The organism is Hyphomicrobiales bacterium (assembly GCA_039989895.1).
Lineage (GTDB): Bacteria > Pseudomonadota > Alphaproteobacteria > Rhizobiales > JACESI01 > JACESI01.
In genome coordinates this window covers 136,978-150,453 of the sequence record JBDXGY010000006.1, presented here as the reverse complement: position 1 = coordinate 150,453, position 13,476 = coordinate 136,978, and the positions used below count along the sequence as shown (strand labels likewise).

General features: G+C 46.0%; 12 protein-coding genes. 8 read left to right on the top strand and 4 right to left on the bottom strand.

Translation table 11 applies throughout. From position 1 onward, the window contains the following. A complete protein-coding gene (locus ABJ081_07270; GenBank protein MEP6356465.1) occupies positions 1–1,134 on the bottom strand; it encodes a site-specific DNA-methyltransferase in 1,134 nt (377 codons plus the stop codon). 216 nt (positions 1,135–1,350) lie between these two features. Here ABJ081_07270 and ABJ081_07265 point away from each other — a divergent pair, with 216 nt between their 5' ends. Next, positions 1,351–2,028 carry an HAD-IA family hydrolase gene (locus ABJ081_07265; protein MEP6356464.1) on the top strand — a complete coding sequence of 226 codons (678 nt, stop codon included), beginning with the start codon at positions 1,351–1,353 and terminating at the stop codon, positions 2,026–2,028. A gap of 4 nt (positions 2,029–2,032) precedes the next feature. On the opposite strand, the gene ABJ081_07260 is transcribed toward ABJ081_07265, so the two are convergent. Beyond that, on the bottom strand, positions 2,033–2,779 hold the full coding sequence (locus ABJ081_07260; protein ID MEP6356463.1) for a hypothetical protein: 747 nt from the start codon (positions 2,777–2,779) through the stop codon (positions 2,033–2,035). A 230-nt stretch (positions 2,780–3,009) separates the two neighbouring features. Here ABJ081_07260 and thrC point away from each other — a divergent pair, with 230 nt between their 5' ends. The 7 genes from thrC to rnhA all read left to right on the top strand — a co-directional run bounded on the left by thrC (position 3,010) and on the right by rnhA (position 11,957). Further along, positions 3,010–4,416: a threonine synthase gene (thrC, locus tag ABJ081_07255; GenBank protein ID MEP6356462.1), complete on the top strand. Its 1,407-nt coding sequence runs from the start codon at positions 3,010–3,012 to the stop codon at positions 4,414–4,416. A gap of 13 nt (positions 4,417–4,429) precedes the next feature. Further along, complete coding sequence (locus ABJ081_07250; GenBank protein MEP6356461.1) at positions 4,430–5,707, top strand: pitrilysin family protein; 1,278 nt, start codon at positions 4,430–4,432, stop codon at positions 5,705–5,707. Positions 5,708–5,717: 10 nt separating this feature from the next. Continuing rightward, complete coding sequence (locus tag ABJ081_07245) at positions 5,718–6,323, top strand: GNAT family protein (protein MEP6356460.1); 606 nt, start codon at positions 5,718–5,720, stop codon at positions 6,321–6,323. Positions 6,324–6,434: 111 nt separating this feature from the next. Beyond that, positions 6,435–9,368: an EAL domain-containing protein gene (locus tag ABJ081_07240; GenBank protein ID MEP6356459.1), complete on the top strand. Its 2,934-nt coding sequence runs from the start codon at positions 6,435–6,437 to the stop codon at positions 9,366–9,368. A 173-nt stretch (positions 9,369–9,541) separates the two neighbouring features. Continuing rightward, positions 9,542–10,507 carry a 4-hydroxy-3-methylbut-2-enyl diphosphate reductase gene (gene ispH / locus ABJ081_07235; GenBank protein ID MEP6356458.1) on the top strand — a complete coding sequence of 322 codons (966 nt, stop codon included), beginning with the start codon at positions 9,542–9,544 and terminating at the stop codon, positions 10,505–10,507. 33 nt (positions 10,508–10,540) lie between these two features. Then, on the top strand, positions 10,541–11,500 hold the full coding sequence (locus ABJ081_07230; protein ID MEP6356457.1) for a homoserine kinase: 960 nt from the start codon (positions 10,541–10,543) through the stop codon (positions 11,498–11,500). A gap of 4 nt (positions 11,501–11,504) precedes the next feature. Beyond that, the gene (rnhA, locus tag ABJ081_07225) at positions 11,505–11,957 is read left to right on the top strand and encodes a ribonuclease HI (protein ID MEP6356456.1); all 453 of its coding nucleotides are present in this window, start codon (positions 11,505–11,507) and stop codon (positions 11,955–11,957) included. A gap of 1 nt (position 11,958) precedes the next feature. Here the strand turns inward: rnhA and ABJ081_07220 are convergent, their stop codons facing one another. Together ABJ081_07220 and ABJ081_07215 are read right to left on the bottom strand one after the other, a co-directional pair. Then, on the bottom strand, positions 11,959–12,444 hold the full coding sequence (locus ABJ081_07220; protein MEP6356455.1) for a peroxiredoxin: 486 nt from the start codon (positions 12,442–12,444) through the stop codon (positions 11,959–11,961). 84 nt (positions 12,445–12,528) lie between these two features. Further along, positions 12,529–13,362 (bottom strand): protein-disulfide reductase DsbD domain-containing protein, encoded by an 834-nt coding sequence (locus ABJ081_07215; protein ID MEP6356454.1) that lies wholly within the window; start codon positions 13,360–13,362, stop codon positions 12,529–12,531. Positions 13,363–13,476: the final 114 nt, after the last annotated feature.

Here is a 13,476-nt window from a genome sequence, read left to right as displayed (position 1 = left end):
TTAAGCTGCCATATCTGCGCGGATAATGCTGCGCAGATCATCGATCAGATGCAGCTTTCCATCATCACCAACAAAATGCCAAAACGTCCAGCCATTACAGGCATCAAGGTCTTGAACCAGTGCGCCTGCTTTATGGATTGAGCCTGTCGTGCCTTTTTTATCGCCGCTCAAGACTTCCAGTGAGCCGTCAACGCGCACGGTGGCGGTCCAGCGGCGTTTCTTATCAAAGAGTTCAACACCCGGCTTCAAAAAACCAGCTTCAAGGAGCTGTCCAAATGCCACACGTGGTTGTGCGCGTTTTCCCTCGACTACTTTCAGCACGGATGCATCCGATGTTTCAATTGCATCAATGCGCGCATTCGCTGCTTTGATATAATCTGTCTCACGTTCAATGCCGATGAAATGACGGCCCAATGCCTTTGCAACGGCGCCTGTGGTGCCTGTACCAAAGAAAGGATCAAGCACAACATCACCCGGCTTGCTTGAAGCCATCAGCACGCGGTAAAGTAGCGATTCTGGCTTTTGCGTTGGATGAACTTTCTTGCCGTCAGCACCTTTCAACCGCTCGCCACCATTGCAAATAGGCAGCACCCAGTCAGAGCGCATTTGGAGGTCATCATTCGCCATTTTCAACGCTTCATAATTAAACGTATAGCCCTTGGCATCTTGTCCTTTGGAAGCCCAGATCATGGTTTCATGCGCGTTAGCAAAACGGCGACCACGGAAATTTGGCATCGGGTTTGATTTGCGCCAAATAACATCGTTCAAAATCCAAAAATCAAGATCCTGTAATGTCGCGCCAACACGAAAAATATTGTGATAAGAGCCGATCACCCATAAAGTGCCACTTGGTTTCAGCACACGACGCGCGGCCAAAAGCCATGCTTTTGTGAAAGTGTCATAAACCTCAAAGCTCGAAAATTTATCCCATTCATCGTCCACAGCATCAACTGTTGATTGATCTGGGCGATGAAGATCGCCTGCAAGCTGAAGATTATAGGGCGGATCAGCGAAAATAACATCAACGCTATTGGCAGGAAGCTTTGACAATTCTGCAATACAATCACCTTGAATGATTGTATCAAGCGGCAAATCCTGCGGTGCCGCTATCGCTTTTTTCTTCCGTGAAGCCATTTTAATCCCAACTCAATACAAATAGGACGAGGCTGAATGCCCCGTATGGCGCATGGTTGCCGATTATAGTAAAATTCGCGTTTATAGGCGTGGTAAATAAAGTCTTTACACAATAGGCCCTCATTTGTTCAATTAACGCTTATTTCGTCATGTAATTTTTATGAAGGCGTGCTAGACGCTTGGTTATATTTTGATTGAGATAGGAAATCGGTTCTTATGCTGATTATTTTTGATTGCGACGGTGTTTTGGTGGATTCAGAAATTCTGGCCCTGCAAGTCCAAGTCGCAGCTTATGCCGAACATGGATTTGAAGCATCCGAGGAAGAATTTTCCGAACGATTCTCAGGCATGACAAATGAAGAGATTATGCGCGAAATCTCTGATGAACTGGATACCGGCCTGCCCCAGTCATTAAGTGATGATATTGATACCCGCATCGACGATAAGATGGCCAATGAACTCAATGCAATCAACAACGTTCATCGGATGCTGGATATGCTTGATAATCCGCGTTGTATTTGTTCAAACTCCTCCATGGAGCGACTGACCATCAGCCTGAAACGTACAGAGCTACTCGAGCGTTTCAGACCGTATATCTATTCAGCCACTGAAGTCGGTAGTAAAGAGGCTAAACCAAGCCCTAATGTATTTCTACATGCTGCAAAAGCGCTTGGGAGCGATCCAGCACAAACAATTGTCTTGGAAGATTCGTTCCATGGCGTTTCCGCTGCCGTGGCGGCTGGTATGCGGGTGGTTGGATTTACTGGCGGCAGTCATACCTATCCCACCCATGCAGAAAAACTGATGGAAGCCGGGGCAGAAACCACGATTAATATGTTGGGTGATTTTCCAGCTGTAGTGGAAGCGTTAAAAAGCTGGGATGGAAGACTTTAAGGCGTCATCCTGCGCTTTTTTCATTTGGCTTAGATGCGATTTCATCTGAACCAAGAGTATCAAAACCAATCAAAACTTTAAGATTGTCGTTTCCCTCAAAAGGGATATTTATATTTTTTTCCACAATCGAAAATTGTGTGCGCCCTTCATTTGAGAAATGCACAAGCCGATTATACAGTTGAGAAAATAAAACATCATTTTCGCCACTCACAACAGCAATACGAATCGGCAATGTTGCACTATCGCTAAAGGATTTAGGGCCTTTAGCTGCACGACCAGCTGCGCTTATAGTCAGTGATAAAATGCCATCTGTGATTGTGCATTCACTGTTGGTTTTAATGAATACGGCTTGGTGTAACGTATTTTCCGGCTTTTCCGCACTCTCGCTCGCATAGGCGGTTAATGTTGCGGTGCCGTCCAGTATTTCTATGGGCGGACATGCTTCATTGCTTGTAGGGTTAGTCGAGGTAATTGACGAAGTAACGGCTTCTCTATCAATAGGCGTATCACTCGCGATATCAATAGGCGTATCACTCGCGCCATCAATAGGCGCAGCACTCACGTCATCAATAGGCGCAGCACTCACCGCTTCAATAGGCGCAGTACTCACCGTATCAATAGGCGTATCACTGTTAACAGCGCTTACTGATTTAGGATCTGAGCTACCGGTTGTATTGCAAGCAGCCAGTCCAATCGACAGCGCCCCAAACACAATCACTGACATCGAATTCTTCAGTAATCGTGTTGTCATGATCTGCCGCCTCATGTTTCATTTTATCCGAATTAATACTCACCCCATACCGTCCTAAAAGCGTTTATGTCCAGCAACATCAAAGCCAATGATGCTTTTACGCCCAAATATCGATAAAATAACCATAACCCAACTAATTGTCAGCATTATGCCGCTTGTCGATTCGTTGCACACGGCGTAGTGTCCGGCGCATCTTTTGAAATCAACAAAACCAAGGTTCCCAAGATTAAATGAAATACGTAAGCACACGGGGTGACGCTCCATCTCTCAGTTTTTGTGAAGCGGTATTGGCGGGACTTGCTCGTGACGGCGGTCTTTATTTGCCAGAGCGCTGGCCAATTCTTGATGAAGCAACAATTGCAGGTTTCGCAGGCAAGCCCTATGCGGACGTCGCTTATAGCGTCATTCATCCCTTTGTCGATGGTGAGATTGATGACAACACGCTACGTACTTTGATCAATGAAGCCTATGCGACATTTCGTCACCCCGCTGTAACACCGCTCATTCAGGTTGCAGACAATGAATTTGTACTGGAGCTGTTTCACGGCCCGACATTGGCTTTCAAAGACGTTGCGATGCAACTTCTCTCCCGATTGATGGATCATGTGTTAAGTCATAAAAAACACCACGCCACGATTGTCGGCGCCACATCAGGCGATACGGGTGGTGCAGCGATTGAAGCTTTTCGAGGTCGCTCCAATACCGATATTTTCATTCTCTTCCCCCAAGGGCGTGTATCAGACGTTCAACGCCGCCAAATGACGACCGTGTCGGATGGGAATGTTCATGCACTAGCCATTGAGGGTAACTTTGATGATTGCCAAGCGATCGTTAAATCAATGTTCACGCATCTCTCCTTCAGGGATGAGGTCGCCCTTTCGGGTGTGAACTCCATCAATTGGGGGCGCATTGTCGCGCAGATTGTCTATTATTTTACAGCAGCCAGTGCTCTTGGCGCGCCAAAGCGCAAAATCTCATTCACTGTTCCAACTGGTAACTTTGGTGATATTTTTGCAGGCTATGTGGCAAAGCAGATGGGATTGCCAATAGATCGACTGGTGATCGCGACGAATCGCAATGATATTTTGGCCCGCACTCTTGAAACGGGCAACTATCATGGAACCGGCGTAGAAAAAACCATCTCGCCTTCGATGGATATACAAGTATCATCAAATTTTGAACGGCTTCTTTTTGAGCTTTACCAGCGCGATGGTGCCGAGGTTAAAACCTTGATGGAACGGCTTAAACAAGCTGGCTCTTTTACCATCGAAGAGGCCCCGCTTTCCAAACTACGCGTTGAGTTTGATGCTGGTCGATCGAGCGAAGAAGAAACCGCAGATGAGATCAAAAGAACCCATGAAAAGGCAGGGTATCTGCTTGACCCGCATACAGCGGTTGGAAGAGTTGTCGCACGAAACACTTGCGCTGACGCACCAGTCATGGTGACATTGGGTACAGCCCATCCGGCAAAGTTCCCGGATGCCGTTAAAGCTGCAACGGGAGTTCATCCAAAATTACCAGAATGGATGGAGGATTTGATGCAACGAGAGGAAAAATTTACTGTGCTACCCAATGACCAAAAAGTGGTTGAAGCTTTTATTAAAGAACGGACACGTGCCGTCTCTTTAAAACGTTGATACCTGTCCTCATATGGATGTAAAAACCACACGCCTTGAAAATGGATTGACCGTCGTCACTGACCATATGCCACACCTGAAAAGTGCGGCATTGGGCGTATGGGTTAACGCTGGCTCACGCACTGAAACAGCGAGCGAACACGGCTTGGCGCACCTGCTGGAGCATATGGCGTTCAAAGGAACAACGACGCGCAGCGCCACCAAAATTGCCGAGGAAATTGAAGCTGTTGGTGGTGAATTAAATGCAGCGACCAGCGTCGAGAACACAGCTTATTATGCTCGTATTTTGAGTGATGACATGCCGCTGGCGGTTGATATTTTGAGTGATATTTTACAAAACTCCACACTCAACTCTGAAGAACTCGCGAGAGAACAACATGTTATCCTTCAGGAAATCGGCGCATCACTGGATATGCCGGAAGATTTGATCTTTGACCGCTTTCAAGAGACAGCCTTTAGCGATCAATCCATCGGACGCCCCATTTTAGGCACACCTGAAAGCGTCATGGCCTTTGATGCAAATGCAATTAAGCATTATCTTGATCATCATTATCTCGCTAAAGAGATGATTGTCAGCGCTGCCGGTGAAGTGGATCATGAGGCCTTGGTTGCCGAGGTCAAAAAACGATTTACTAAACTGCCGAAAGGAAGCGCAGAGAAATCAGCCCCAGCCCGCTATATCGGTGGAGAATTTCTAGAAGAACGCCCTTTACAGGAAGCGCAGATTATTCTTGGGTTTGAAGGATATTCCTATGAACACGAAGACTTCTTCACAATACAGTTTTTAGCGGCTGTTCTGGGTGGCGGCATGTCATCTCGGCTATTTCAAGAAGTGCGTGAAAAACGCGGCCTTTGCTATTCGGTCTATGCTTTCCATTGGGCTTATTCAGACACTGGACTTTTTGGCATTCATGCCGCGACAGGTAAGGAAGATATAGCTAAACTGATGCCCGTCATTCTTGATGAGCTTGAGAATATCAGTATTAATCTCACCGAATCTGAGGTAGACCGCGCCAAAGCCCAGATGCGGGCTAATCTTTTGATGAGTCTAGAAAGCCCGGCAACAAGAGCTACTCAACTTGCCCGTCACTTATTGTTATTTGGCCGCTGCATCACGCCTGACGAACAGGTTGAACGGATCAATGCCGTCACTGCAAATTGTATCAAGCGAGTAGCGCAAAGGGTGTTCTCAACCTCGCACCCAACCTTGTCAGCCATTGGCCCCATTAAAGGCATGTTGCGCATTGATGATGTCGTGAGTCGACTTCAAATTCTGCAGGCAGCAGAGTGAGTGTTAAACAATGGTTGCCTTTTTCACACCATCTCTACGTGGCGTAGAACCCACTGAAACAAAACGTCTTTTAATAACCTCTCCCAGTTTAAGTCATTATGATGAGTGGGCCAGTTTGCGCAGCAAAAGTCGTGCTTTTCTTGAGCCGTATGAACCAACATGGCCAAAAGATGAGCTCACAAAGCCTGCATTTAAACGCCGCCTGAAACGATATCAGCGTGATGGACGCAAAAACAGAGGTTTCACCTATCTCCTCTTCACAAAATCTAACAAAACGCTTGTCGGCGGCATAACAATATCAAGAATTTTACGCGGTGTTGCTCAGTCTTGCGCCATCGGCTATTGGGTTGGCGAACCCTATATTAACAAAGGGTACATGAGTGAAGCTGTTATCGGCATATTGCCGGAGGTTTTTAATGAGCAAGGTTTTCACAGATTGGAAGCCGCCTGTCTCCCCCACAACATTGCTTCAGTGCGGGTTTTGGAAAAAGCTGGTTTTCAGCGCGAGGGCTATGCGCGCGAATATCTGAAAATTGCAGGGAAGTGGCAAGATCATTTGCTATTTGCAATATTAGAAAGTGATTATAAAAGAACAAAATTGGACGTTAGCTGTTGATTGACGCGCTATTTTCTGGCTCATGCTATCATTAGGCTGGTTTATCTTTTCAAATAATGGACATTGTTGAATCAGCAATAAGGGTAACTAAGAGTTTTGGTATTTAATATCATGAGCATGAATGACAGACAAAGCGTCCATCGAGGCTTATTGTCACACGCAAACTGGGGTCTGCATTTCATCGCAGGATTGATCGTTTGTGCATGCTTCTTTTTATCCCTCCAATCAGCCTCTGCAATTGAGCCCATTATAATTCCGCCCGATCAAAAAGCGATTGATTTGACGACCTCCGTTGATCGTCGTTTCGATGTAGAGGATAAAATCCAAACCTCCACCGCGCCAGACCAAGATGGCATTGTGCGTCGTATTGAGGTGCGTTCAAAAGAAAACCCTAATGCATCCCATTGGATTATTTTTTCACTTCACAATCCGTCTGACCAGCAAATTGATCGCTATGTTGTGACCCCCCACTTCAAGCTCTCTGGCTCAAAACTTTTCTGGCCTGATCTGGGTGCGTCCCGACTTGCCTCTTTGACACCAAGCGAAGGCTTCTCCCCCGAACGGGTTAAAGATATTGAAGCCGATGTTTTTCTTATCACGCTCAACCCAGGCGATATCGTCACTTACGTGGGCGAGCTTAGCACGCGCAATTTGCCAAAAGTCTATCTCTGGGAACCCAATGCATACAAAGATTCTGTGAACAGCTTCACTCTCTACCGTGGCATCGTGATCGGCATTTCCGGTCTTCTGGCTGTGTTTCTAACTATACTTTTTGTTGTGAAGGGAACAGCATTGTTTCCTGCAACCGCGATCCTTTCATGGGCTGTACTTTTATATGTATGCGTTGATTTTGGTTTTTGGAATCGTCTGATTGATATCAGCCCCGGTGAGGATCAATTCTGGAGGGCAGGAACTGAAGTTTTCATCGCAGCTGCCCTGCATATTTTCCTGTTTGCCTATCTCAACCTTAACCGCTGGCATGTAAGCTATATAACAGCTGCAGCTTTTTGGTTGGCTGGACTTGGCATCTTGTTGGCCGTCGCCTTCGTCGAGCCTCCCATTGCTGCGGGTGTTGCTCGTATCTCTGCCGCACTCACGGCCTTTCTTGGCCTGCTACTCATTATATATCTGTCATTCAAAAAATATGACCGCGCCATTATGCTGTTCCCCACATGGATCTTACTTAACGCATGGATCCTTGCAGCATGGGCAACTGTGACGGGCATTTTAACCAGCGACATTGTTCAGCCCGCTCTTTTAGGTGGCCTTGTTCTATTTGTGCTACTTATCGGCTTCACTGTTATGCAACACGCCTTTTCAGGCGGTGCTATTGCTGAAAATTATGTCAGCAACACCGAGCAACAAGCACTGGCCCTTGTGGGTGCGGGTGACATTGTGTGGGACTGGGATATTTTGCGAGATCGAATTAGTACCAGTGGGCGCATTGAAGAGACCTTAGGACTCAAAGAACACACACTAGAAGGCGCTGCTCGCAATTGGCTACAGTTACTGCACCCTAGTGATCGCGATCGTTTCAAAGCGACGCTCGACGCGATTGTGAAATATAAACGTGGCAAGATTTCACAAGACTTCAGGTTGCGCGCTCATGATGGAAATTTCCGCTCATTCAAACTACGCGCCCGCCCGATTGTTGGCCCTGATGGTGAAGCGGTTCGGTGTGTGGGAACAATGCTGGATGTGACAAAAAGCCGTATGGTGGAAGAACGCATGCTACACGATGCGGTTCATGACAATCTAACTGGTCTTGCAAATCGTACTTTGTTTATAGATCGCATCAACAATGCTTTGACGCACGCACAGCTTGAAAATGCCAGAAAGCCAGCCGTTTTTGTGATCGACATTGACCGTTTCAAACAAGTCAATGACAGTCTAGGCATATCCGTTGGTGACAGCATCATTATCGCCATAACGCGCCGCTTGTCTCGCCTGATGAAGCCTCAAGACAGCTTAGCACGTTTGAACGGTGACCAGTTTGGGCTACTCTTGCTGTCTGAGGATAACCCCGAACGAATTGCAGCTTTTGCGGACGGCATGCGGCGTGCAATTCGCGCACCGATTACTTTTGGCGAGCAGGAAGTTTTTCTTACAACATCCATCGGCATCGCCATGCACCAAGGCGAAGAGCAGCCAAACAATGAAATATTAAACGATGCTGAGCTTGCTATGCTGCAAGCAAAACGATCTGGTGGTGATCGCATCGAGGCGTTTAGACCGATCTTCCGTAACTTGCGAAACGATCCTCTTTCTCTTGAATCAGATTTACGGCGCGCCATCGAAAAAGAAGAAATATCGGTTTATTATCAACCCATCATTCGACTTTCAGATAAATCAATCGCTGGCTTTGAAGCTTTATTGCGATGGAACAATACAAAGCGAGGCAATATACCGGCCACTGAGTTTATTCCTGTCGCAGAACAAACTGGTCTCATCGTTCAGCTTGGCCTTCATGCATTGAATACAGCGGCCAAGCAGCTCTCCAAATGGCAAGATAAAATGGGGGAAAATTATCCGCTCTTTGTTAGCGTCAATGTGTCTAGCCGGCAGTTATTGCGCCACGATTTGATCAATGACGTAAAGACCGTTTTATCCCGGACAGCTTTACTGCCAGGCACTTTGAAACTGGAAATTACTGAAAGCTTGATGATGGAAAACCCGGAACACGCCAATCAAGTTCTTAAACGCGTGAAAGAGCTTGGGGCCGGCCTATCGCTTGATGATTTTGGCACCGGATATTCATCACTTTCACAACTACAACATTTTCCTTTTGATACTATCAAAATTGATCGCTCCTTCATCAAGAACAATGAAAATCCACAACAACACATTATCTTAAAATCGATCGCTGCTATGGCGCATGATTTAGGTATGGATATTATTGCTGAAGGCGCTGAATCGGAAGAGGATGTGGCAGAACTCTACAAATTAAAGTGCGAATTTGCACAAGGCTTCCATTTTGCTCAGGCCATGACTGCCGATGATGCTGAACGTCTTTTAGAGAAAGAAATGCCCGTAGCTGCGCACTAGACCAGCGAAGCTGCTGGATTTTATATATTTTTCATTCACCCCATGTTTTCCTGTGCCATTTTCGTGTATTGACGTGTTAATGTTGTAAAGACATACCTGCACGGCGATTATGTGAATTTGAACAGGCGCATTTCAAACAGGCGCCTTGCCTATGACAAAGAGAAATTTTGACCATGAGCCAAGAAAAACCAAGTCTCAAAGTAAAAATGTGTGCACCAAGAGGCTTTTGTGCCGGTGTGGACAGAGCTATTCAAATCGTTGAATTGGCTCTGGAACGCTATGGCGCGCCCGTCTATGTCCGCCATGAGATCGTCCACAACAAATATGTCGTTGAAAGCCTTAAACAAAAAGGCGCCATTTTCGTTGAAGAATTACACGAAATTCCTCAAAATAATCAGCCCGTCATATTCTCAGCACACGGTGTTCCAAAGTCTGTACCTGAAGATGCAAAAGAGCGTAATATGTTCTTTTTAGATGCAACCTGTCCTTTAGTGTCAAAAGTACACCGCGAGGCTGAAGTTCATTATAGAAAAGGCCGTCATATTCTACTTGTTGGTCACGAGGGCCACCCAGAAGTGGTTGGCACCATGGGTCAGCTTCCAGATGGTTCAATTGAATTGATTGAAACAGAAGCTGATGCCATGAATTATCAACCTGATACTTCAAATGAATTGGCCTGGATTACTCAAACCACTTTGTCGCTAGATGACACAGCGGAAATTGTCAGCATTTTACAAAAACGCTTTCCTGAAATTCATGGCCCTCACAAAGAAGATATCTGTTATGCAACAACCAACCGCCAGCACGCGGTAAAACCTGTTGCTAAAGACGTTGATGCAATGATTGTGGTTGGCGCACCCAATTCTTCCAACTCGCAACGTCTGCGTGAAGTAGCAGAACGTGCTGGGTGTAAAAAATCTTACCTCGTGCAGCGTGCAACAGAGTTAAATTGGGACAAATTGTCTGACATCAAAACACTGGGTATCACAGCAGGAGCTTCAGCGCCGGAAGTTCTTGTTGAAGAGGTGCTCGATGCATTTTCTGAGCGCTATACCCTTGAGATTGAAGTTATCGACACCATCAAGGAAGATGTTGTTTTTAATCTACCTCGAGAACTACGCATCGAAGCTGCAAGCTAGGGACGTCGGGATCTGGAAATTGGATAATGCCCCATGGCGGTTTACACAGAAGTTTCCGATGAAGCTCTAGAAGCTTTTCTTATTCGATATAATATCGGCTCTCTGGTCTCCTTCAAGGGCATTGCGGAAGGCGTCGAAAATTCAAACTATCTGCTACGTACGGATGACGGCACCTATATATTGACCCTATATGAGAAAAGGGTAGATGCCGATGATCTGCCTTTCTTTCTTGGTTTACTTGACCATTTGAACGCGCGTGGCATTTCTTGTCCTACCCCATGCCGACAAAATAACGGAAGCGCCTTGGGTGTTTTAGCTAAACGGCCAGCTGCCATTTTTACTTTTCTTGATGGTTTCTCCGTCACCAAGCCACAGGTTCGACATTGCGGCGAACTTGGGCAAGCACTCGCTAAGTTTCACTTGGCTGGCGATGGGTTTGAGATGACCAGACCAAATGCGCTCAGTGTAAAAGACTGGCGCCCTCTTTTTGACTTATCAAAATCTCGCGCCGACTCAGTACAAGCTGGATTACAAGCTGATATTGAAGAAGTTCTCACAGAGCTTGAAGAAAATTGGCCTAACAATTTAAGACGCGGCGTCATTCATGCTGATTTATTTCCTGACAATGTATTCTTCCTGAGAGAAGACTTGTCGGGTATCATTGACTTTTATTTCGCTTGTAATGATGCGCTTGCTTATGACATCGCCATTTGTCTCAACGCTTGGTGTTTCGAGCCAGATTTTTCTTTTAATATTACTAAAGCCAAGACTCTTTTGCGGGGTTATGAATCAGTACGCCCGCTTGAAGAGGCGGAAAAAGAAGCTCTGCCGTACCTTGCAAAAGGTGCCGCTTTGCGGTTCTTACTGACCCGACTTTATGATTGGCTTGAAGTGCCGGATGGTGCGTTGGTGACACCCCATGACCCTATTGATTATTGGCGTAAGATGCGCTTTCACAGCGGTGTAAAATCTGCGGCGGAATACGGGCTTTAATCCTATGAGCGATGACACACAAGATGTGATAATTTATACAGATGGTGCCTGTTCGGGCAATCCTGGCCCAGGTGGATGGGGAGCTATTTTGCGGTTTGGCGAGCATGAAAAAGAATTGAATGGCGGTGATTTTGAAACCACAAATAACCGAATGGAATTGATGGCAGCCATTGAATCTTTGAATGCCTTGAAGCGCCCTTGTACCGTCAATCTTTATACAGATTCGCAATATGTTAAAGGTGGCATCACAGGCTGGATTGAAGGCTGGAAACGCAATGGCTGGAAAACCGCGGCCAAAAAACCGGTGAAAAATGTCGAGCTATGGGAAGCTTTGGAAGAAGCGCGCGGGCGGCACGATGTGCATTGGCATTGGGTAAAGGGCCATGCCGGACATCCTGATAACGAGCGAGCTGATGAACTCGCCCGTCAAGGGATGGAACCCTATAAGAACAGCTAGACTATAGTGCTTCTAGCATAGCGGCTGCGCCTGATTTTTCTGCGCTCTTTGGTACATCTTCAACATTCAACATAGTGACGGTGCCATCTTCCACAACCATTGAATATCTTTTAGAGCGAACGCCCATACCAAAATCGGAAAGATCAATATCCATACCGATGCTTTTTGTGTAGGTAAATGCGCCATCAGATAGATAATGGATTTTCCCTGCACCGCCAGTCGTCGTTGCCCATTGATCCATCACGAAGACATCGTTCACTGAAACAACAGCAATGTCATCGATACCCTTTGTTTTGAACGCATCAAGGTTATCTAGAAATCCCGGCAAGTGATTGCCGTGGCAAGTTGGAGTGAAAGCGCCTGGCACACCAAAAATGATGATTTTTTTGCCCGCAGTTAATGTTGATAATTCGCAAGGTGTCGGACCGTCATCTGTCATGATAGTCAATGTTGCATTAGGCAGTTTGTCGCCAACAGAAATGGCCATAATCATAGTCTCCAATAACGTGAAATAATATAGTTCTCATCTCAAACACATATTCCGCTTTTTCAAGCTATGCGTCGACCCTTTTTATAGATTGTTCAGGGAGATGGCTTTTTCTATCGCAGTTCCATCGACAATAACGGTAACATTTAGCTGCTCTTCGCCCGATAGTGCGGTACGCACAAGACGATACAGGGGAACCTTAGCCATATAACTCTTGCTATTGGCTTCTTTGTTAGAGAGTTTGCTGACGTAGGGTTCAAAATACCAATCTTGTGGCCCCTCGGTCAGAACAGAAACGTTATTCACGCTGTCTGGAAGCTGCAAGCGCACATAAACGTATTCGTCCTCATCATTAGATTTCAGTGAAACCTCTGTTACATCCAAACCATTTTCTGCATGCTTAGTGGGTACAGTTAACATAGCCTCGTCGATGATTGGCTGGTCGATCGCCTTTGTATTTTTAGGATCAAGCAGCACTGATACATTCGCATCAGCAGGAACGCAGATTTCAGAACAAACACCAAAGAAAGCGGAAAGATTAAGCTCTGCTTTTTGCGCGTTTTCTTCAGGGATAATGGTAAATGGCAATACGACGCGGTTTTTATAGCCTATGGTCAAACCTGTTCCGGAAACAAAAACATCTGGTGCTGGCCAATGGACAATCAAGTCTTTGATATTGCTAGATTCTGCATATTCAAAAAGTGGCGGAATGCCATGTTCACCCGGAACACGCCAATATGTGCTCCAACCCTTTTCAAGAATAATCTCAAAAGCTGCCTGAAACGTTCCGTCTGCCTGACTAGAGCCTTCTATCAAACGTGCTTTATAGCCCAGTCCAGACAACCAGTCTGACGACGCATTGGCGTTTGAAAACACAGATATGAGAGCTACCATAAGGGTAACAAAAAAGAGACGCATAATATATCTAACGTGGCTACTTATGTTTTTAACATACTAGGACAGCATGTAGATGATAGCATCATTATACACTGATGATGGTGAACAAGTAAGCAAGGAGATAAACACGTTTGG